Here is a 21,770-nt window from a genome sequence, read left to right on the forward strand (position 1 = left end):
ATTTTAATATTTTTTAAATTATGGATTTTTAATAAAAAAATTTATTAGTATAATTTAAGAGTACATCAAAAAATTTATTAATTATAATAATAAAATATTGTTATTGTTTATAAATAACAATATATGAATTATATTTGTTATTAGGCTATTATTTAAGATTTATTATATTAAAATTATTTATCAATTTTTTATATTCTATTTTGGGGATATACTATGACTCTTTTAATAAAATCAAAAGCAAAAACAAATTCAAAATATGGTTCTAAACCTCAAGATAGGCCAATTGAAGAACATATATCTAAAGGGGTTATTAATTTAGATAAACCATCTGGTCCAACTTCTCATGAAATTGATTCATGGGTTAAAAGAATTGTACATTCTGAAAAAACAGGCCATGGTGGAACACTTGATCCAAAAGTTACAGGGGTTTTACCTATAGGAATTGATATTGCAACACGAGTTATTCAACTTTTATTGGTTGCTCCTAAGGAATATGTTTGTTTAATGACTTTGCATCAAGATGTTGATGAAGAAAATATTAGATCTATTTTTAAAGAATTTCATGGTAAAATATATCAAACACCTCCAGTAAAATCTGCTGTAAAAAGAGAACTAAGAGTTAGAACAATCTATTACGCAGATATACTTGAGATTGAAGGTCGTGATGTTCTCTTTAAGATAGGTTGTGAAGCTGGGACCTATGTTAGAACTTACTGTAATGATATTGGTGAGGCATTAGGAACTGGTGCACATATGGCTGAATTAAGGAGGACTCAGGTTGGATCTTTTACAGAAGATAATAATCTGGTAACTTTACAAGATTTAACTGATGCTTATTATTATTGGGATAAAGAACAAGATGATTCTTATTTGAGAAAATGTATATTGCCTATGGAAACAGCTACTGAACATTTATCAAAAGTATTCATTAGGGATTCAGCAGTTGATGCTATATGCCATGGTGCAAATTTAGCTTCAGGCGGTATATCATCACTTTCAGACGATATTAAAGAAAATGATGAAGTAGCAATATTCACTCTTAAAGGGGAATTGGTTGCTTCAGCTACAGCTCTTTTTAATATTGAAGATATATTAACCTCTTCTTCTGGGATAATGTTTAATACGAAAAAAGTTTTCATGAATACAGGTATTTATCCTATGTTATGGAAATAATTTAATCATTTCTATTTTTTTTATTTTTATTTTTTAATAAGTTTCTTATTTTATATTCTTATATTATATTCTTATATTATATTCTTATATTATCTTATTTGCTCTATCATCTTTTTCGCTAATTTATTAATAATTGGGCTATTTTTATCATTTAAATTTTTTATTTGGGATTATATTTATTTTAAATATAGTTAATCTTATTATTTCTTTATAATATTAAAATTTAATATTATCCAAATTTATTAAAAATTCTGATGTATATTTATCTGTTAAATTTGTGGATTCATTTATATATGTCTCATATATTAAATTAGGTGTTCCATTTTTTAATATAGGGATTGAAACAAAATCAGGGCTTGTCGGATGTCCATCATTAGCTGGAACAAACTTTAACATACTCATTCCAGATATATTTTTTATTATCCTTTGACCTATTTTTTCTGATTCTTTATCATTTAATGGAGCTATAATAAAGTTATATTTTTCATAAACTCCTCTATTTCCATGAAAATCAACAACCAAATTATATTTTTTATTGTTTATATCAGGAACTACATAATCTCTTGCTAATATCTGCCCATTCATCCTTCCTTTATCAAAATTACTACTGTCTTTAGTAACATTTATTGTATAAACATAATAAGAATTATTCAATGAATTTGAATATCTTTTTAGATTTTTTAATAATGAATTATGGCATTGATATTCTAATGGGTGAACACCAATAATAATAGCTATTTTATTTTTTGAATTTGGATTTCCATAAGGGCCTTCAAGTGAAACTTTACCTAGCTGTGTTTCACCTATAACTTTAGAAGAAAGATTATTTTCTGAATTTATAGCAAAAATATAAGAACCTACCAGAATAAATACTAATATTATTACCATGAGTAAAATTATATTTTTCTTCATATTTCTTACTCCTTATTTTAAAAAAATAAAAAAATAGTTTCTTGCAATATGATTGGGTGTTTTTTCTTTATTTTATCTAATTTTAGGCAATATTTATAAAATTTTTAATAATATAATACTTTGCCATTATTGGTTTATTAAATAATTAATATCTCTTTTTAAACTTACTTCATTTTATATTGTATATTATTAGTTAATTATAATCTATTACAATAATATTATTTAAATTATAATCTTTTACTTTTTTATATTTATAACTATTTTTTAAATTTTATTTATTTTCAAAAATTATTTTTTTACTATATTCTATATTTTTTTATTTTATTTTATTTTTATTATATGCCTAATAATATCCTGTCAATATTTATTTAAAATTAATCATTTTATAATGATAAAAACTCTAAAAAATCATTTAAATATTATTAGTATTACTTTAATCTAAAAATAAGGGTTTTCAGTAATAACACAAAATTTATATAATGTATTACTGTATATTATAAGATGTAATTTTATTAAGTGTAATTTTATTAAATATCTTCTTATTCAATCATTATTGCATTATTTATTATTAAAATACTAAAGGAGGCTAATTATTCTAAAATTTAAAAAAATATCCATCATTATGATTTTAGTTTTATTTGGTTCCATGAATTTTTCTATTGTAAATGCTCATCCCTAGCATCCTGGGCATGAAGATTATGTAGATGAAGTTACTGTGGAGGATACTGAAATTCCTGATGATTTAAATCAAATTTCTGAATCCACTAATTCAAAAAATGAAAATTCTAATCTAAAATCTGATTCTAATAAGGATTCTAAAAATAAGAATTCTAATTACGAAGATAATATTCAAAGTAAAAATAATATTAATAATATTACTAATAGTACTAATAAATCTAATAATACTCAAAACAACTTTAATAATAATACAAATAATGTTTTAGGAAATATATTTTCATTAAATAATATATTGATAATTATAATAACAATTTTAGCTCTTATTGGGCTAATTGTGTTTTATAAATTTAAAATTCATTAAGATAAGATACTTTTAATTATACTTTTTTATATTTAATTTTTATATTTAATTTTTAAGTTTAATTTTTAAGTTTAATTTTTAAATTTTGAAAATTATCATTTTTTACATTATTTAATCAGGAGGAAATATTAATGCATTTACCAGATGGAATAATTCCATTAAACCAAGCTTTAATTTATTGGGCAATAATGATTATTGCTTTATCAATATTTTCATATAAGATGTCTAAAAATCAATCGGAGCAACGTTTTGTATTAATAGCATTATTATCTGTTGCAACAGTTGTGGCAACTTCGATTTCTATTCCTTCACCATTTGGAGTTCCAATACACTTTTTCCTAATTCCATTAGTCGTAATTTTATTGGGTCCTTTGAATGGGATTGCTGTATCCTTTTTATCATTATTGGTTCAATTATTTTTAGGAATGGGGGGTTTAACAACTTTAGGTGCAAATGTCTGTTCAATGGGTATAGCTCTTAGTATAGGGACTTATATTTTTTACATTCTTGTTTCTAGATTTAACAAAACCATTGGAATTTTTATTGCTACATTAATGGGAATTATTTTTGCAACATTAACTCAAATTTCAATTTTAGTGATTTCTGGATCTACATCATTAGAAACATTAATTTATTCATTATTGCCTTTCTATTTATTTGTTGGAATAATAGAAAGTTTTGCAACTACTTTGATTGTTTCTACAATTGAAAAAGTTAAACCTGATTTAATGACATTAGATAAATTTTAATTATTTTATTATCATGGAGAAAGTAAAAATGAAGCTTAAAGTGATTTTTATCATACTTATATCATTTTTTATAATAAATGGAATAAATGCGCATGGTGTAGATGTTACTGAAGATGTTATGGTATTGTCTGATGATTCAACTGGTATTATGGCTAAAAAATTAGCTGAAGACATGAATTTTGATGTTAAAGTTTATAAATTTACTTCTCAAGCAGATGTAGAACATCAACTTGAACATGCATTATCAAATAAGAATAAAAAAATATTAGTTGTTGCATATCAAAATGTCACTAATGAATTTTTAAAAAAGCATCAAGAGTTGTCTAATAGAATTATTGTAGTTAATTCTGATGAAGATTCTATTAAAAATGGTTTGATTAATTTAAAAGAGCTTAATAGCACTGAAAATACAAATTCCAAATCTTCTCAAATTTCTAATAATAATGTTGGAAATATGCATTTAGATTTCACATCATTAATTCTTATAGTTGTTATTATTGCATTAGTTTCAACAATTGGTACATTTATTGTAAAGAGAAAAAAATAATTTAATAATAATCCAATATTCTTAATTTTTTTTAACTTTTAATTATTTTTAACTTTTAATTATTTTTAACTTTTCATTGATTTTAATTTTTTATATTTCTAGTTATCTTAATTTTTTTCTATCATTGATATGGGTATAATTGCAATATAACAATAGTATTATTTCATTGAAGAGTATTACCATTTTTAAAATATTATATTTTTCCTTTAAATTATATATTAAATTTATAATACTCATTTTATCTTGATAATTATTACTATTGTTATGTTTATTTAAAATTACTTAAAATAATAATATTTATTAAATTATTCTTAATTTTTTTGTTGATATTTTTTTATCCATAGTTATTACTATTATAATTTTCTGGACTATTTTTATTTTATATATTATTTTACTATTTTTCAATAGTTTTTGGCATGTTTAATAATTTAATTATTCTTTATTTTAATTTTAAACATTATTTATTCTACCTAATTTTTACAAATATTTAAATAGTTATTACTAAAAATTCAATTTATATTAAGAGGTAATATAAAGAATAAGAGAATAAAAACTCATTCATATTGTTAGGATAGTTTTAATATTAAATAAAATATTATACTAGTCTTATTTTCATATTTTTAGCAATATTTCTTAATATAGTAATCTTTAATTTATTAGAATAAATATAAGGAGGTTTTAAATCATGAATAAAAATAAATTAAATATATTAATCTTAATTATTTTTTCTTTGTCTGTTTTGACGATAAGTGCTGTTAGTGCAAGTGAACCTACAACTATCAATATAAATTCTACTAATGGAAATTTAAATGAAAGTATTGATAGTGTTAATGATGATTCTGAAGGAATTATAAAATTGGCTGATGGTACATATAAAGGTACAAAAAATGTTAATTTAACATTTAATAATAAAAACATTACAATTATAGGTAATTCAAGAGATAAAACAATAATTGATGGTGAAGGAACTAATTGGAAGGCAAATTGGCTATTTAATGTTGGCTCTAATGCTCGTTTGTCCTTAATAAATATAACATTAAAAGGTTTTACAAGTTCTGGCGCTTTAAACGATAGTGCAGCAATTAGAAATGAAGGAGATAATTTATTTATTTCTGGTGTAACTATTAAAGAGTCTTCCCCTCAAAAAGGTGCTACTAATGCTATTAGGCCTACGTTAATTTGGAATAGTGGAAATAATTTTACTATAAAAAATTCTTTAATTATTAGTCCTGGTACTTTTGAAGGACCTGCAAGAACTATAGCTACTAGTGGAAATTATTCTACTGTAGATAATGTGACAATATATAACCCTAATAGATATGGTATTGATAATTGGGGGAATTATTTTACAATTAAGAATTCTTTACTTATAGAAACAAATCCTTTCGCAATATCTGCAATGGTTTGTTGTCCTATTCAATCAAGTGGAAATAATATATTATTTACAAATATCACAGTTACTAATTTTCCTTGTTGTCCAATAGCTTTTGATGGAAATAATGTTACTTTGTCATATATAAAAGGGTATAATAATTCTGAAACATTAAATTTTGCTGCAACTAATGTTACAATTTTACATTCATACTTTGATGGAGGTAAAGATTCTGCAATCTCTATTGTGGGTGGTGGAAATATATGGATAGAAAACTCTACTTTTAAAAATTGTAAAGATTCTGCAATTAACAATGCTCCATCGGCTTCAAGTGATAGTCCTGGATATAATGTAACTGTTAAAGACTGTTTTTTTGAATCAAGTGAAAGAGCTATTAAAAATGCTGGAGAAAATTTCACAGTTATAAACTCAAATTTTACAAAAAATTCTGGAGATTTTGGTGCAGGAATTTATAATAAAGCTAAAAATTTCTTAGTTGATGGATGTATATTTACAAATAATTATGCGGATAATGGTGGAGCAATCTATCAAGATGAAAATGGAACTATGAATGTCAAAGATTCCAAGTTTATAAATAATATGGCTGAATATGGAAATGCAATATTCCTACAATATAGTGAAATGAATACATCTAGATCTGAATTTATAAGTAACAGTTTATATAAAGGCACTAATGCAACCTATAAGGAAAATTCTAATATTTACAGCACTAGTTTAAATGTACTAAGTGCAAATCAAGCTTCAAATGGTGGAAAAATTACTTTAAAAATTAAATCTACTGGCATAAATGGAGTTAATGTAAAAGATCAGAGTATTATACTTAAGATAGGGTCAAAAACTATAATCAGAAAAACCGATTCAAATGGAATTGCAACATTTACATACGCTCCTACAACAACTGGAAAATTAAATTTCCAAGTTTTATCAAGTGATTCTAAGATAGACAATACACAATATAAAAAATCTACTGTTTCAAGTTCTATATCTAATGTTAATTTAACTATTATTAAAAAAATATCTGAAACAACTAAAACTATTAAAAAAGGCAAAATTTACACAAAAACTATCCAATTCAAAAATACGGGTAATATAGCAGGATCAAAAGTTGTCACAATTGATTTAAAAAAGTTTAAACTTTCTAAAGCTTCTTATAAATATGCTAAAAAAGTTTCTCTTAGGAATGGTAAATTAACTGTCAAATTTAATTTGAAAAAAGGGGCTACTGGTAAAGTTGTACTTACTTTAAAAAGATAGGCGTTTAAGATATAAAAATTTAATGAATAATACTATAAATAATATATTTTTTAGTAAACTGATGGTAAAAGGTTTTTTAATATATTTGATTATATTTTACTTAGTTAAAATATTTATTTTGTTATAAAACTTTTTCCATTATTTTTTTATTTAGTATAATGATTATCAAAACGTTTATATTAAAAATATAAGAATGATGATGTTAATGAAAGGGTATTTAATAAAATTTATTAAATAAAATATGTTAAATAAGGTGGAATTATAATTAGATTTAAGAGAATTATTTTAATATCTTTATTTATTTATTTTTGCGGTTATTGGATTTTCTTCTAATATTGCTTTTGCTCATGATCCTTTTCCGCCAGAAATTAAGTTTGTATCTCCTATAGATAACTCTAATGTTAATGGTATGGTTAAAATAAAAACTTCTATAAGGACACATACAGCTATTGATGATAAAGGGGTTACTTTCAAAATATCTGGTCCTAATAACTATGAAAAAGTTATCTCTGATAAAAATCCTAATGATGGGTGGGAATGTGTATGGGATACTGGTTCAGTACCAAATGGAAAGTATACTATAAAAGCTGAAGCATGGGATGTTGATTATCCCGACGGGCCTGGAACAAAAACCATTTTTGTTAATTTGAATAATGTTAAAAAAGAAACAAAACTCACTGTTAATAATATAAAGACTTCGGAAAATACAAATGTCAATATAATGGCTACTCTAAAGGATAACTCAAATAAACCTATTTTAAATAAAAAAATACAATTTTCAATTAATGGAAAGGCATATAATGCAATAACGGATAATGGAGGAATAGCTAAAATCAATTTTAAAAGTAATAAAGGAATATATGCTATTAATGCTAAATTTTTAGGGGATAACGTATATTCTACTTCGTCTGGAACTGGAAAACTAACAATTGTCAAAAATTCTTATAATTTGAAAGTTACTAATATTTTTGCAGATAAGAATAAAAAAACTCAAATAAAATCATTATTGACATACAATAACAAAAAGATAGCTAATAAACTAGTTAATTTTTATGTGGATAATAAATATGTTGGTTCATCTAAAACTAATAAAAATGGCGTTGCCACAATAGATTACAAAGTTAAGTTATCCACAGGTAGACATACAGTTTCAGCTAAATATGGTAATGATTTGGTTAACACTGCTACTTTAAAAGTTAAATCTGCTGGTCTTTATTCTGTAATTACTACTAATAAAGCCAAACCAAAGGTAGGAACTTTAGTAACAATATTCTATAGAATAAAGAATGATGGTCCAGATAGTGCAACAAATACCAAATTGACTTATAAAATAACCAGTGGACTTCAATATGTTAAAGCAATTGGTAATGGTAGTAAAAAGTATAATTCAAAGACTAAAACATTTACGTGGACTATTAGTAAAGCTAAAGTTGGAACTTCATTAATAAAGCTAGTTTTTAAAACTAAAAAACCTGGAAGAGTTTTATTAACTCCAAAGATAACAACTGATACTTACAATACATATAATTCATTTAAAAAGGTTTATATTACTATTGTTTAGCTTTACTACATATATAATAAAAATTGATTTAATATTTATTGGGAATATATTGAATATAGTTATAGTTGTATAAATTATGATTATTTCTTTCTATTCATCTATTTTTATTATTTCTATATTTTTATTATTTCTATATTTTTATTTTAACAATTTATTTCTATATTTTTATTTTAACAATTTATTTTTATTATTTTTAATAGGAATATTTTTATATTAAATTAAATTTAATTATAATATTAAACTTAATTAATAAATTTTAAATCTCAATCTAAACTTTAAAAAAAAGTATGAACCGTAAAGTTTAAATGTTTTAAAGTTAAAATATTGTTTTATCCTTAATATGTAACTTTATTATAACTGATTATAGTTTTGAAGATGTCGTATTTTTAGCATTAATCAGATAAATATTGTTTATTAAGTATTTAATTTGTTGAAATTGATTTTTATGTCAAATTCACATTTTTAATAAGTTTTTAAAGCTTTTTTCTCGATGAAGTATGTTTCTTCTTGTGAAAACTATGTTTTAATTGCTAAATTATCTTGCCGAGATAGTCTAGCCTGGTAAGGCGCAAGACTGGAAATCTTGTGGGGATTTCCCCTCCTGGGTTCAAATCCCAGTCTCGGCGTTTATTGGTATATAAAACAATTAATGTACTTTTATTGATTATTCATTAAGTTTTATAAAAGTCATATTTTTAATACTTCTTGACTTTTTAATATTTTAAAAACTCTTGAACTTATTGATAAATTCTTTTGATTGTTATATGGCTGATAGTGTACTCTTAGGATTAATATAATTAATAAAGATCTTTTAATTAATGTTTTAAGGAATATTTAATGTTTAAATTCTTTAAATGTGTTTAATGTCATTTTAATACTTTTTAGTATTTTTTAATAGTTTTTAACATTATTAATATTTAATATTATTTAATATTTTTAGATTTTTAATATTTTTATATGTTTAATATTTTTTTAAAAATTTCTAAATATTAATTATTAATTTTTAATTATAGATTTAATTATTAAGATTTTTTTTATATTACTAATAATTTTAATATTGACTAAGTTTAAATTGTTGAAAACTGTGTTTTGTAGTGAAATTTCATACAAAATATTCGAATCCAGATTTTACGTCTCATGGGTTCGCTCTACTAATCGGAGGTTATTTAATGGAAGACGATTTTAAGCACTTGGTGCGTATTTCCAGAAAGGATGTAGATGGTAAAAAAACTATTGAACATGCTTTAACCGATATTAAAGGTGTAGGATTATCCTTATCAAGGTCTCTTGGTTTAGCTATGGGATTTGATTTAAATCAAAAAATAGGATATATCTCAGATGAAGATGTCGTAAAAATTGAAGAAGCTTTAGAGAATCCTCAAAAATATAACATACCTGAATGGATGTTAAACAGACAACGTGACTATGCTACTGGCGAAACTAGTCATTTAATTGAATCTGATCTTGACATGACTTTAAGAGATGATTTAAATAGAATGAAAAAGACCAGAAGTTACAAAGGCAGAAGACATGAAGTTGGATTGCCTGTTAGAGGTCAAAGAACTAAATCTACATTTAGAAAAGGTTCATCTGTTGGTGTAAGTCGAAGAAGAGGATAATTTAGTTTTTATGGGCTTTTTCTAAGATTATTTTAATATTAAGCTTTTTTTAAACTTATTTTGATAAATTATCTTAATAAATTATTAATTCATAATAATTTGTTTTAAATGGAGAATTATTTTTATAATAAAGATCTATTTATAATAAAGATATATTATTAAATAATTTTCATATCTTTAAGTTTAAATCTAAGTTTTTAATTGAAACATATTTAATTTTGTGTTAAAATAATGGTTTTAATCGAAATTATTGATGTAAGTTTTTAATTTAAAATACTAAGCTTTATTAAATAAACATTTTTAGATGTTTATTTTATATTAAATAATTAAAAGCTATTATTTTTATTAAATTATCGAATAGATTATCGGATAAAATTTAATTATAATAAAATTTAAGGAGATTATATAATGGGTCATCCAAGAAAAGCAAGAAAAAAATATGATACTCCACCTCATCCTTGGAATGCTGAAAGAATCAAGTCAGAAAATAAACTAATGGTCAAATATGGCTTAAAAAATAAGAAAGAGATTTGGAAAGCCGACACTTTAGTTAGAAAATACAGTAGGGAAGCAAGATACTTATTAGGTTTCTCTCAAGACCAAGTAGTGGAAGAGAAAAACGAATTAATTGGACATTTAACTAGACAAGGAATACTTGCAGAAAATGCTCAATTAGAAGATATTCTTAATTTAACTGTTGAAAATGTTTTAAGAAGGAGACTACAGACTGTTGTACACCAAAAAGGGCTTGCTAGAACAGCTAAAGAAGCAAGAATGTTTGTTGTACATGGTCACATAGCTATGAATGATAAAAAAATTGATTCTCCAAGTTATGTTGTTAGACGTGGAGAAGAAGATCTTATAGGTTATTACACTCCTGCTATAGCTAAACAAATTCAAGAGTATAATGCTGGAAAATCAGCAGGAAGACCTGTAGAAAGTGCAGATGCTTCTGTTGAAAACGCAGAGAATGTGAAAAATCCAGATGAAAATTAATAAATGGTGAAACAATGGCGAAAGATGAAAAATGGGGAATAGCTAATATTTACTCATCATTCAACAATACTATAATCACTGTAACTGATATCACTGGGGCTGAAACTATTTGTCAATGGTCTGGTGGAAAAGTTGTTCGTGCGGATAGACAAGAAGCATCTCCTTTTGCAGCTATGGAAGCAGCTACTAGGGCTGCTGATGATGCTAAAGAAAAAGGATTTGTTGGTTTACATATTAAAGTAAGAGCTCCTGGTGGAAACGGTCCAAGAAGTCCAGGTCCTGGTGCACAAGCTACTATTCGTGCTTTAGCTAGGGCAGGAATCAGAATTGGTAAAATTGAAGATATTACTCCAATTCCACATGATGGTACTGGACGACCTGGTGGTAAAAGAGGAAGAAGAGTTTAAGAAGGGTCTAATATGGAGATTGAAGTCAAAAGTAAAGATGAAAATGAAATTGTTTTCATCATTCGTGATGCAGAAGTACCTTTTATCAATGCTATTCGTAGAATTGCTATGATGGAAGTTCCTAAAATAGCAATTGAAGATGTTAATATTATTCAAAACGATTCAGCAATGTTTAATGAGGTTTTAGCTCACAGACTAGGATTGACTCCTTTAATTTCAAATTTTGATGCTATTGATGGAATGGAAATGGCTGATGAATGTGATTGTGAGGATTATTGTCCTAAATGTAGTGTTTCTTTTACTTTAAATAAAACAGGTCCTGGAGTTATTTATTCTAAGGATTTAGTTTCAACTGACTCAACAATAAAACCAGTATATGACACAATACCACTCTTAAAACTCAAAGAAAATCAAAATGTGGAATTGGAAGCAGTAGCAAAAATTGGTTTAGGTAAAGATCATGCGAAATGGATGCCTACTACTGTCTGTGCCTATAAACAATATCCTAAAATTACTTTTAATGAAGATGCTGAAGTTAATTATGATTTAGCAGATATTTGTCCTAGAAATATTTTAAAATCTGACAAAAGATCTAAAGTTTTAAAAGTACAAAATATTGAAGATTGTTCTATGTGTAAAGCTTGTATGAGAGCTGATGAGAATAATTATATTGATATTAGTTTTGAGCCAGAGAATTTCATATTTAGAATTGAAACTGATGGATCAATGCCTCCTGAAGAGGTTTTATTAAAAGCTTGTGATGTTTTAAATGAAAAAACAGACAAGTTTATAACATTTAGTAAAAATTAACATAGGGGATAAAGGAGAGAGAACTAATGGCTAGAAAAGTTATCAAAACAAATCCTAACCTCATTCAACTCATAAGAAATCTTAAAGATAAATCTTACAATGAAGAGGTAGCTATTTGGAAAGATGTTGCTCAAAGGTTAGAAAGAGCAGCTAGAAATCAAGCTGAAGTTAACTTGTCTGATATTAACAGGGTTTCAGAAGAAAATCAAACTGTCCTTGTTCCAGGTAAAGTTTTAGCTAATGGTCAACTTGACCATGAAGTTAGTATTGCAGCTTTAAAATTTTCAAAAACAGCTCAAGAAAAAATTGAAAAATCTGGTGGAGAATGTATTTCTATCAGTGAAATAATCGAAAAAAATCCTAAAGGTAGTAATATAAAGATTGTTGAATGATTATAGTTTATATAATGATTATTTAGACTATATCAAACTACAATTTAATTAATAAAGGTGTTATTAATGATTATTGATGGAGAAGGACATATTTTAGGAAGACTTGCTAGTATAACAAGTAAAAAACTTCTTGAAGGTGAGGAGATTGTTGTTCTCAATGCTGAGAAAATAATGCTCACTGGCTCAAAAGATTGGGCATATGCAAAGTATAAACAAAGACTTGATAGAGCGAGTATTTCTAATCCAAGAGATTTAGGTCCAAAATACCCAAGAAGACCTGAAGAGATATTTAGAAGAACTGTAAGGGGAATGTTACCGATTAAAAAATCTAAAGGAAAAACTGCATTTAAAGGTTTAAAAGCTTATGTTGGAGTTCCAAAAGAATTTAATGATTCAGAAACATCTAAAGTACCTGCTGCAGAATATGGTAATATCAAAAAAGGAATAGAATTAGGTGAAATATCAAAACTTTTAGGAGCTAAATTTTAAATTTTTAGTTAAATTCTAAATTTTTATAAATTATGTTTCTTTAATAGTTTTATTTATGGATGTGTTTTAATGAAAAAAGTTGTTCACACAAGTGGAAAGCGTAAAACAGCTATTGCTCGTGGTACTGTTCAAGAAGGTAAAGGTAGAATTAGGATTAATAAAAGACCAATTGAACTTTATTCACCAGAGCTTGCTAAATTAAAATTAGCTGAACCTTTAACTTTAGCTGGAGATATAGCTAATGATGTTGATATCAATATTAAAGTTATTGGTGGAGGAGTTATGGGTCAAGCAGAAGCTGCACGTATGGTTATTGCAAAAGGATTAGTACAATGGACTAATGATATGGATCTTAAAGAAAAATTTGTTCAATATGATAGAACAATGTTAGTTGGAGATCCAAGACGTTCTGAACCAAAAAAATATGGTGGTCCTGGAGCAAGAGCACGTAAACAAAAAAGTTATCGGTGATTCGATAAACTTTTTATATTTTTTTATACATATTAATAATAGATTATTTTTTTAAAATATTCTAACTTTGAATATTCTAACTTTTTTTGAATATTCAATTTTTTCAAATTTAAAATTTTTTAAAAATTTTAATATAAAATTTATTATATAATTGATTAGTTATTATATAATTGATTAGTGATTGAATTATTACCTTAAAAAATTTAATTTATAATTAAATTTGTATTTTAATAAAATTTAAAAAGGAAATGATGATTTAATATGATTCCTATAAGATGTATAAGTTGCGGAAAACCAGTTTCAGCATATTTTGATGAATATAATAGTCGGATGGCAGATGGGGAAGATTCAAAAGCCATTCTTGATGATATGGGTCTTAAAAGATACTGTTGTAGAAGAATGTTAATTACTCATGTTGAAACATGGGAATAATGTTTTAATATGATTTTGTCTACTTTAATTTTTAATTTTAATTAATATGGTATTTTTTATTATCTGTGAATATTTAGTTAATTATGGAATTAATGGGGATATAAAATGGCAACAAATAAATTAACAAGATTTGAAAAAGCTAGACTTCTTGGAGCAAGAGCGCTTCAACTTTCTATGGGTGCTAAACCTTTAGTAAAAGTATCTGAATCTATTGATCCAATTGATATAGCTGCTTTAGAACTTGAAAATAAAGTTCTACCCTTAGATGTTAAAAGGGATGAATAAGATATTAATTATAATTAGATAATAGTTAGTCTAATATATTTATTATAATATTATTTAGATTAAATAGTGAATTATCAATATATATTAATACTAATTTTATAATATTAATTATTATAATTATTATAATTATTATTCTTGTTATTGTAAATTATCAATAAATAGAATAAATAATAAGATTATAAATAATTTTATAATAAATAAATTATATTTCTATTTTTTTAATATTAAAATAAAAATAAATCTCACTAAATATTAAAATAATATTAAAATAATATTAAATAATATTAAAACAAAGATTAAATTTATATACTAAATAAGGATAAATTATGTATATATTAATATTAAATCTTATAATATTAGATTACATAATATATTAAATTACATAATGAAAATATATATAAAAATTTATAAATAATCAAATATTCTATATTTTGAAATCATAAAATTAAAATATAAAAAATATTTTTATAAATAATAAATTAATAAACTAATGAATTAATAATAAATTATTAAAAAATTAATAAATTATTATAAAATAATAAAATAAACAAAATTTAAATGATATGTAAGCAATGTTTTTAATGGTATTATAATAATCTATAAATCAACTTCTATTTTTATAAAAGATTTTTAATCTCATTATAGGTTATATAGTTGAAATTATAAAATATTGAATCATAATATGTATAATAATAAATTCTGAGATAAGTGCTTTTTATTAACTAGGATAATTTTCTTTGGATAGATTTTCTTTTAGTTATATAATTAGATGTAAATATTATACAATTTAGTACTATTTGCCTATTAATTTTAGGTTAAATCAATATTATGCTAAATTATAGTAATATAATAAATTATAGTAATATTATATTTCATTAATAGTAAATTATAGTAATATAATAAATTATAGTAATATTATATTTCATTATGTGTTTTTACTTAATTATGTTTCAATAATATTTTATTTCAGTTGATTATTATTTTACTTAATAAGTTTTATCTTATTCAATAATATGTTTATAATACTTATTTGTCTTATTGTTGTAGTATATGGGTTTTATATATTAATAAATCTTGATTAATATCCTTGGGGTGTTTTTTTGGATAGTGTTATAGAAGATGTTCGTGTTAGAAAAATTTTAGATAGTAGAGGAAATGCCACCGTCGAAGTGGATATTCTAACTTGGAATGGGTTCGGACGAGCTGCAGCTCCAAGTGGTGCAAGTACTGGATCTAGGGAAGTTGTTTCATTTCCTGAGGGTGGAGTAGACAAAATTATTAGCGAAGTTGAAGATTTGATTTCTTCTGAACTTATTGGAATGGATGCTGAAGATATTTCAGATATCGACATGGTTTTAAAAGAAATTGATGGAACTGATAATTATTCATCTATTGGTGGAAATACAACTGTTGCAGTATCTATGGCAGTAGCTAAAGCAGCAGCAGCTTCATATAATTTGCCTCTTTATAAATATTTGGGAGGGAATCTTGTTAATGAAATTCCCTATCCTTTAGGTAATATGATGAATGGAGGAGCTCATGCAGGTATTCATGCTCCAGATATTCAAGAATTTTTAATAGTTCCCTCTGGTGCAAATAATATTACTGAGGCAGTTTTTGCAAACTCACAAGTTCATAAAAAATTGAAAGAACTTATTCAGATTAAAGATTCTCTTTTCACTGGTGGTAAAGGTGACGAGGGTGGATGGGTTCCAAATGTTAGTAATGATGTTGCTTTAGAGATTCAAGCTCAAGCTTGTGAAGAAGTTGGGGATGAAACTGGAGTAACTATTCGCCCAGCTTTGGATATGGCTGCTTCTGAATTTTGGGATAATAATCAAGAAAAATATGTTTATTCTCAAGATAATGTTTCAAGAGATACTGGAGACCAAATTGAGTTTGTCAAAGATATTGTTGAAACTTATGACATGATATATGTCGAAGATCCATTTGATGAATCTGATTTTGAAGGATTTAAAGAGCTAAATTCCCTAATTGGAGATAAATGTCTTGTTTGTGGGGATGATTTATTTGTTACAAATAAAGAAATTTTAGCTAAAGGGATTGAAATGAATGCAGCTAATGCAATTATTATTAAACCTAATCAGATTGGATCTCTTTCTGAAACTTATGCAACTGTTAAATTAGCTAAAGAAAATGATGTTGCACCTGTTGTTTCTCATAGGTCTGGTGAAACAACTGATGAGACTATTGCTCATTTAGCTGTTGCTTTCGGTGCACCTTTAATCAAAACTGGTGCTTTAGGTGGGGAAAGAATAGCAAAATTAAATGAATTAATTCGTATAGAAGAAGAGTTATCTAATCCAATTATGGCTAAATTAGATAAATAATCTGATTTTAAAAATTAAGTAATTAATTTTTAGTATTTTTTAAAATTAATACTTTAAATTATAATGAATAAAATTTAATAAATTATATTTGATAAAATTTACAACTTATAGAGAGTTTAGAGGAGATATTATGGCAAAAGTAACTGTTGATTATGATAAATGTGATGGTGGAGATTGTGGAGAATGTGCAGACGTTTGTCCTATGGAAGTTTTAGTACTTGAAGGAGATAAAATAGTTATAAAAAATCCAGAGGATTGTAGTTTATGTGAAGTTTGCATGGATGTTTGTCCTCAAGAATGTGTTAATGTTGAAGATGATTAAATTTATATTAAACATTATTAACAATCTTTGATAAAGCATTATTATAACAATAAATGTTTAAAATTATATTATGAATATTATAAATTAATAAAAAGGTGATATATTGTCAGAACTATTAATACCATTAGAAGAATATTTAGCAGCAGGATTACATATAGGAACTCAACAAAAAACAAGTGACATGGAAAAATATATATTTCGTATAAGGTCTGATGGTTTATATGTATTGGATATTAGTAAAACCAATGATAGAATAATGGCAGCAGCTAAATTTTTAGCTAAGTATGATCCTGAAGATATACTTGTAGTAGCTACAAGACAATATGGTCAAGCTCCTGTTAAGAAATTCGGAGAGTTAATTGGTTGTAAATCAATTCCTGGAAGATTTATTCCTGGAACTTTAACTAATCCTAATTATTCTAAGTTTATAGAGCCAAAAGTAATTGTTGTGACTGATCCAAGATCTGATTCTCAAGCTATAATTGAATCCAAACAAAATGGTGTTCCTATTGTTGCTTTATGTGATACTGAGAATCTATTAAGTACTGTTGATTTAGCTATTCCAGTAAACAACAAAGGAAGAAAAGCTATTGCTTTGGTATATTGGTTATTAGCTAGACAAATATTAAGAGAAAAAGGAATTATTGGTGAAGATGAAACTCTTAGTCAAGATGCTTCAGACTTTGAATTAAAATTCTAATTTAAAAAGTGATAAATTTAAGATTTATAAATTCATATTTTTAGTATTTTATATATTAACAAATTATAATTTAATTTCTTAATTTCATTTGTTTGGAGATTTATTTGTAAATAATTTGTTAAATTTTTTAAATATAAAAATATTTTAAAAATATAAATATTTTGAATATGCAAATATTTTAAAAATATAAATATTTTGAATATGCAAATATTTTAAAAATATAAATATTTTAAATGTATAAATTTTTTAAAATATTAATTTTACAATCATTTTTCTGATTGGATAAAGTATTATTAAATAAATTTATTAAATCTAAAAAACATATTTTATATCATGATAAGAAAACCAGCTGTAGCCGGATTATTTTATGAAAAAAATCCAGATGACCTGAAAAATAAGATTGAATGGTGTTTTAATCATGAATTAGGCCCTGGAAAAATCCCTGAATTAGGATTAGGTCAGTCCATTGAATTTTTAAATAATGATTCAACAAAAAATATTGAAGAATCAACTAAAAATCAAAAAATATATGGGGCTGTTGTTCCTCATGCAGGGTATTCTTATTCTGGCCCTATAGCTGCTCATGCTTATTATGAGATAGTTGAAAATGGTTTTCCTGAAACATTCATAATATTATGTCCTAATCATACAGGTTTAGGTACTGGCATCTCAATATTTAAAGAGGGTATATGGAATACACCATTAGGAAATGTTGAGATTGATGAGGAATTTACTAAAGAAATGGTTTCAAACTCAGATTTAATTAATTTTGATACTTCTGCACATATTAAGGAACATAGTTGTGAAATTCACCTTCCATTTTTACAATATTTTTCTAATGATTTTAAAATTGTTCCCATGGTTATGTGGATGCAAGATATGGAAAGTGGATCTGATATAGCTAATTCTATTGCCAAAACAGCTAAAAAATTGCGAAGGTCTGTTTTAATTATTGCTAGTACTGATTTAACACATTATGAATCTAAAAATTTTGCTGAAAAAAAGGATAAATTAATATTGGATGCAATATCTAATATGGATGAAGATTCTCTTTTAAATGTTGTTAAAAATTTTGGAATTAGTATGTGTGGTTATGGCCCTACAATTGCAACTATTAAAGCATCAAGATTTTTAGGTGCAAAAAATGGGAAAATTTTAAAGTATGCGACTAGTGGCGACATTTCAGGAGATTTCAATTCTGTAGTAGGATATTGTTCAGCTATTTTCGATTGATTTATAATTAAATTTGACTTAGTTATAATTTAATTGTCTAAATAATGATATGTAATAAACAAATTTTAGATTTATTAATTGATTAGATTTATCAATTGATAATAATGATTTTATAAATGATTTTAATAATATTATTGAATATATTCTTTCAAAAATTATTAAAATATTGCAGAATATATAAATTTAGAAAGGATTTTTGGGGTCTGTATTATTAATTCCTATTGATAATTAAGTATAATTTATTATTCCTAAACATCTTTCTATTAATTTGCAGTTTACTAATATTTAGTATAAAAATTAATATTCTAATTGTTATCATTTGTGATTATTGTCAAATTTATCTTATTAAATTTATATCATTTGTAATCATTGTCAAATTTATCTTATTAAATTCATATCATTAAATTTATCGTTTCTAGATGTGTAAAAATGGAAATTGTTGCTTCTGCTCCAGGTAAAACAATATTATTTGGGGAACATGCTGTTGTTTATGGCGAACCTGCTATTGCAGGTGCAGTTAATAAAAGAGCAACTATAAAATTAAGTGAAGCTTCAGGTAATGTTTCTATTTTCAAGTCTAATGATTTGGGATTTGAAGCTGAATTAGATACTGTAGCTAAAAGATATAAGTTAAAAAAGGGAAAACCTGGTATAATAAAATATATTTTGGAAATATTGCATAGGCATCATGATCATAGTCCTATTGAATTAGATCTTTCATTAGATATTCCTATTGGGTCTGGACTTGGATCTTCTGCTGCTGTAACTGTTGCCACTCTTGCAGCACTTTTTAAATATCATGGAAAAAAATTCAATAAAATTTTTATAGCTAAAAAGGCTCATGAAATTGAAAGTAGTGTTCAGGGGATGGCTAGCCCTCTTGATACTAGGGTAAGTACATTTGGGGGTTTAATTTATCTTTCTAAAGATAAAAAAATATCTAAATTTGATACAAATCTTAAATCATCTTTTGTAATTGGATATACCTCTAAAAGGGGAAATACTGGAAGAATGGTTAAATCAGTTAAATCTTTAAAAAATAGGAATCCTTTAATTATAACTCCAATTATTAAAACAATGGGAAAAATAACTGATGAAGCTAAAATGGCAATTATAAAAAGACAAGAATTTAAATTAGGAGAATTAATGAATATTAATCAGGGACTTCTTGATTCTATTGGTGTAAATACTAACGAACTTTCTCGTATGGTTTATCTTGCTAGAAAAGCAGGAGCTAGTGGTTCAAAAATTACTGGAGCTGGTGGTGGAGGAAGTATCATTGCTTGTTGCCCTAGAAATCAGGATCGTGTATTTAAATCTCTTAGTTATCATGATAATGCTATAAAAGTCAATTTTTCAAATAAAGGAGTCATTGTTAAAGAAATTAGGTAATTTGATACTTTAGTTTAATCTTTGATTATTTAAACTATTGGTGCATTTTTCATATATCTTAAACTTATTATTATAATAAATCATTATATATAATAATCCAGAGGGGATAATTCATAGATACTATGATTCATTAAATATGATAATTTAATATAGATATTAATTTAATAAATATAATAATTTAGTAGGCGTTTAGATGATAATTTTGAAACTTGGTGGGAGTATATTAACTAATAAAGATTCAAAAGAACCAGAAGTTAATTATACTAATTTAAATAGGATAGCTCTTGAAATTAAAGAATCTCTTATTAATAATGGAATGGACAATTTTAAAAATAATAATTCTAGTAACCAAAGTTTAGTAATTATCCATGGTGCAGGCTCTTATGGCCATCCTCCTGCTAAAAAATATGAAATAGGAAAAGAATTTAATAGTGATCAATATCCTAAAAAGAGATTAGGATTTTCAAAAACTCAAATATGTGTAAAAAAATTAAATACTATTATATGTGATGTGTTGGTTAGCCATGGACTACCTTGTGTATCCATACAGGCTTCTTCATTTATTACTACAAAAAATAAGAGGATAAATAATTTTAATTTAAATCTAATTGAGAGATATTTGGATGAGGGTTTTATTCCTGTGATATATGGAGATGTGGTGCTTGATGATGAATTAAAAGTAGCTGTTCTGTCTGGCGACCAAATTTTACAATATATGGCAATAAACTTGAATCTATCTTCAAAATCAAATAAAAAAGAAGTTATTCTAGGTACAGATGTTAATGGAGTTTATACAAGAAACCCTAAAAAATATAAAGATGCAAAACATATTCCTATTCTAAACTCTTTAGAAGATATTGAAGAATTAGATACAACAACTAATATTGATGTTACTGGTGGAATGGTTGGTAAAATAAAAGAACTTTTAGAACTAGCAAATATTGGGATTGAATCTAAAATTATAAATGCAAATGAACCGGGTGCTATTATTGATGCACTAAATAATAAAGATATCAAAGGAACAGTAATTAAATGATTATTTGTTTTAATATATAATAAAATTATATTCATATAGAATAATCTTTTAAATAGTCTTTTAAATAGTCTTTTAAATAATATTTTATATATTGTATGTTAAAATATCACAATTTTATAATCATATAAAGTTTTATAATAATATAAAATTTTTTATAATTCTATATATTTTTATAGTTCTCAAAATAGTATTATATATAATATTAAT

Annotated in this window: 22 protein-coding genes and 1 tRNA gene; 22 read left to right on the plus strand and 1 reads right to left on the minus strand. The window is 24.9% G+C overall.

What is annotated here, in order from left to right:
• Positions 1–213 precede the first annotated feature (213 nt).
• Complete coding sequence (locus Q0087_RS08090) at positions 214–1,173, plus strand: RNA-guided pseudouridylation complex pseudouridine synthase subunit Cbf5 (protein WP_297899313.1); 960 nt, start codon at positions 214–216, stop codon at positions 1,171–1,173.
• Positions 1,174–1,389: 216 nt separating this feature from the next.
• Here Q0087_RS08090 and Q0087_RS08095 read toward each other — a convergent pair whose 3' ends face one another.
• The gene (locus Q0087_RS08095; protein ID WP_297899316.1) at positions 1,390–2,085 is read right to left on the minus strand and encodes a hypothetical protein; all 696 of its coding nucleotides are present in this window, start codon (positions 2,083–2,085) and stop codon (positions 1,390–1,392) included.
• A gap of 715 nt (positions 2,086–2,800) precedes the next feature.
• Between Q0087_RS08095 and Q0087_RS08100 the strand changes: the two genes are divergently transcribed.
• The 21 genes from Q0087_RS08100 to Q0087_RS08200 all read left to right on the plus strand — a co-directional run bounded on the left by Q0087_RS08100 (position 2,801) and on the right by Q0087_RS08200 (position 21,563).
• Positions 2,801–3,124 (plus strand): hypothetical protein, encoded by a 324-nt coding sequence (locus tag Q0087_RS08100; protein WP_297899318.1) that lies wholly within the window; start codon positions 2,801–2,803, stop codon positions 3,122–3,124.
• A 131-nt stretch (positions 3,125–3,255) separates the two neighbouring features.
• Positions 3,256–3,873 carry an energy-coupling factor ABC transporter permease gene (locus tag Q0087_RS08105; RefSeq protein WP_297899320.1) on the plus strand — a complete coding sequence of 206 codons (618 nt, stop codon included), beginning with the start codon at positions 3,256–3,258 and terminating at the stop codon, positions 3,871–3,873.
• Positions 3,874–3,901: 28 nt separating this feature from the next.
• Positions 3,902–4,420 carry a hypothetical protein gene (locus tag Q0087_RS08110; RefSeq protein WP_297899323.1) on the plus strand — a complete coding sequence of 173 codons (519 nt, stop codon included), beginning with the start codon at positions 3,902–3,904 and terminating at the stop codon, positions 4,418–4,420.
• A gap of 685 nt (positions 4,421–5,105) precedes the next feature.
• Entirely contained in the window at positions 5,106–7,067 is a 1,962-nt protein-coding gene (locus Q0087_RS08115; protein ID WP_297899326.1) for a right-handed parallel beta-helix repeat-containing protein, read from the plus strand.
• 367 nt (positions 7,068–7,434) lie between these two features.
• On the plus strand, positions 7,435–8,628 hold the full coding sequence (locus tag Q0087_RS08120) for an Ig-like domain repeat protein (RefSeq protein WP_297899427.1): 1,194 nt from the start codon (positions 7,435–7,437) through the stop codon (positions 8,626–8,628).
• A 542-nt stretch (positions 8,629–9,170) separates the two neighbouring features.
• A tRNA-Ser gene (locus Q0087_RS08125) sits at positions 9,171–9,254 on the plus strand.
• 543 nt (positions 9,255–9,797) lie between these two features.
• Complete coding sequence (locus tag Q0087_RS08130) at positions 9,798–10,247, plus strand: 30S ribosomal protein S13 (protein ID WP_297899429.1); 450 nt, start codon at positions 9,798–9,800, stop codon at positions 10,245–10,247.
• A 408-nt stretch (positions 10,248–10,655) separates the two neighbouring features.
• A complete protein-coding gene (locus Q0087_RS08135; RefSeq protein ID WP_297899327.1) occupies positions 10,656–11,243 on the plus strand; it encodes a 30S ribosomal protein S4 in 588 nt (195 codons plus the stop codon).
• 14 nt (positions 11,244–11,257) lie between these two features.
• Positions 11,258–11,650 carry a 30S ribosomal protein S11 gene (locus Q0087_RS08140; RefSeq protein ID WP_224426146.1) on the plus strand — a complete coding sequence of 131 codons (393 nt, stop codon included), beginning with the start codon at positions 11,258–11,260 and terminating at the stop codon, positions 11,648–11,650.
• 12 nt (positions 11,651–11,662) lie between these two features.
• Positions 11,663–12,460, plus strand: a complete 798-nt coding sequence (locus Q0087_RS08145; RefSeq protein ID WP_297899329.1) for a DNA-directed RNA polymerase subunit D — start codon at positions 11,663–11,665, stop codon at positions 12,458–12,460.
• Positions 12,461–12,486: 26 nt separating this feature from the next.
• Positions 12,487–12,852 carry a 50S ribosomal protein L18e gene (locus Q0087_RS08150; protein WP_297899331.1) on the plus strand — a complete coding sequence of 122 codons (366 nt, stop codon included), beginning with the start codon at positions 12,487–12,489 and terminating at the stop codon, positions 12,850–12,852.
• 66 nt (positions 12,853–12,918) lie between these two features.
• The gene (locus tag Q0087_RS08155) at positions 12,919–13,341 is read left to right on the plus strand and encodes a 50S ribosomal protein L13 (RefSeq protein ID WP_297899333.1); all 423 of its coding nucleotides are present in this window, start codon (positions 12,919–12,921) and stop codon (positions 13,339–13,341) included.
• 69 nt (positions 13,342–13,410) lie between these two features.
• Entirely contained in the window at positions 13,411–13,812 is a 402-nt protein-coding gene (locus Q0087_RS08160) for a 30S ribosomal protein S9 (protein WP_297899335.1), read from the plus strand.
• A gap of 261 nt (positions 13,813–14,073) precedes the next feature.
• Positions 14,074–14,244, plus strand: coding sequence for a DNA-directed RNA polymerase subunit N (locus Q0087_RS08165; protein ID WP_224426141.1), 171 nt, complete (start codon positions 14,074–14,076; stop codon positions 14,242–14,244).
• Positions 14,245–14,349: 105 nt separating this feature from the next.
• Positions 14,350–14,529, plus strand: coding sequence for a DNA-directed RNA polymerase subunit K (locus tag Q0087_RS08170; RefSeq protein ID WP_297899337.1), 180 nt, complete (start codon positions 14,350–14,352; stop codon positions 14,527–14,529).
• 1,100 nt (positions 14,530–15,629) lie between these two features.
• Positions 15,630–16,880 (plus strand): phosphopyruvate hydratase, encoded by a 1,251-nt coding sequence (gene eno / locus Q0087_RS08175; RefSeq protein WP_297899339.1) that lies wholly within the window; start codon positions 15,630–15,632, stop codon positions 16,878–16,880.
• 130 nt (positions 16,881–17,010) lie between these two features.
• Positions 17,011–17,202 carry a 4Fe-4S binding protein gene (locus Q0087_RS08180; RefSeq protein WP_297899341.1) on the plus strand — a complete coding sequence of 64 codons (192 nt, stop codon included), beginning with the start codon at positions 17,011–17,013 and terminating at the stop codon, positions 17,200–17,202.
• 103 nt (positions 17,203–17,305) lie between these two features.
• On the plus strand, positions 17,306–17,902 hold the full coding sequence (rpsB, locus tag Q0087_RS08185; RefSeq protein ID WP_297899343.1) for a 30S ribosomal protein S2: 597 nt from the start codon (positions 17,306–17,308) through the stop codon (positions 17,900–17,902).
• A 333-nt stretch (positions 17,903–18,235) separates the two neighbouring features.
• On the plus strand, positions 18,236–19,135 hold the full coding sequence (gene amrB / locus Q0087_RS08190; RefSeq protein WP_297899345.1) for an AmmeMemoRadiSam system protein B: 900 nt from the start codon (positions 18,236–18,238) through the stop codon (positions 19,133–19,135).
• Between the two features lie 429 nt (positions 19,136–19,564).
• Positions 19,565–20,527, plus strand: a complete 963-nt coding sequence (gene mvk / locus Q0087_RS08195) for a mevalonate kinase (protein ID WP_297899347.1) — start codon at positions 19,565–19,567, stop codon at positions 20,525–20,527.
• Positions 20,528–20,720: 193 nt separating this feature from the next.
• A complete protein-coding gene (locus tag Q0087_RS08200) occupies positions 20,721–21,563 on the plus strand; it encodes an isopentenyl phosphate kinase (protein ID WP_297899349.1) in 843 nt (280 codons plus the stop codon).
• Positions 21,564–21,770: the final 207 nt, after the last annotated feature.

Origin of the sequence: uncultured Methanobrevibacter sp. (assembly GCF_937881195.1) — an archaeon.
Taxonomy (GTDB): Archaea; Methanobacteriota; Methanobacteria; order Methanobacteriales; family Methanobacteriaceae; genus Methanobinarius.

Coding starts and splice junctions, on each gene's coding strand:
- Q0087_RS08090 (WP_297899313.1), top strand. CDS start 214: ATGACTCTTTTAATAAAATCAAAAGCAAAAACAAATTCAAAATATGGT.
- Q0087_RS08095 (WP_297899316.1), bottom strand. CDS start 2,085: ATGAAGAAAAATATAATTTTACTCATGGTAATAATATTAGTATTTATT.
- Q0087_RS08105 (WP_297899320.1), top strand. CDS start 3,256: ATGCATTTACCAGATGGAATAATTCCATTAAACCAAGCTTTAATTTAT.
- Q0087_RS08110 (WP_297899323.1), top strand. CDS start 3,902: ATGAAGCTTAAAGTGATTTTTATCATACTTATATCATTTTTTATAATA.
- Q0087_RS08115 (WP_297899326.1), top strand. CDS start 5,106: ATGAATAAAAATAAATTAAATATATTAATCTTAATTATTTTTTCTTTG.
- Q0087_RS08130 (WP_297899429.1), top strand. CDS start 9,798: ATGGAAGACGATTTTAAGCACTTGGTGCGTATTTCCAGAAAGGATGTA.
- Q0087_RS08135 (WP_297899327.1), top strand. CDS start 10,656: ATGGGTCATCCAAGAAAAGCAAGAAAAAAATATGATACTCCACCTCAT.
- Q0087_RS08140 (WP_224426146.1), top strand. CDS start 11,258: ATGGCGAAAGATGAAAAATGGGGAATAGCTAATATTTACTCATCATTC.
- Q0087_RS08145 (WP_297899329.1), top strand. CDS start 11,663: ATGGAGATTGAAGTCAAAAGTAAAGATGAAAATGAAATTGTTTTCATC.
- Q0087_RS08150 (WP_297899331.1), top strand. CDS start 12,487: ATGGCTAGAAAAGTTATCAAAACAAATCCTAACCTCATTCAACTCATA.
- Q0087_RS08155 (WP_297899333.1), top strand. CDS start 12,919: ATGATTATTGATGGAGAAGGACATATTTTAGGAAGACTTGCTAGTATA.
- Q0087_RS08160 (WP_297899335.1), top strand. CDS start 13,411: ATGAAAAAAGTTGTTCACACAAGTGGAAAGCGTAAAACAGCTATTGCT.
- Q0087_RS08165 (WP_224426141.1), top strand. CDS start 14,074: ATGATTCCTATAAGATGTATAAGTTGCGGAAAACCAGTTTCAGCATAT.
- Q0087_RS08170 (WP_297899337.1), top strand. CDS start 14,350: ATGGCAACAAATAAATTAACAAGATTTGAAAAAGCTAGACTTCTTGGA.
- Q0087_RS08180 (WP_297899341.1), top strand. CDS start 17,011: ATGGCAAAAGTAACTGTTGATTATGATAAATGTGATGGTGGAGATTGT.
- amrB (WP_297899345.1), top strand. CDS start 18,236: ATGATAAGAAAACCAGCTGTAGCCGGATTATTTTATGAAAAAAATCCA.
- mvk (WP_297899347.1), top strand. CDS start 19,565: ATGGAAATTGTTGCTTCTGCTCCAGGTAAAACAATATTATTTGGGGAA.
- Q0087_RS08200 (WP_297899349.1), top strand. CDS start 20,721: ATGATAATTTTGAAACTTGGTGGGAGTATATTAACTAATAAAGATTCA.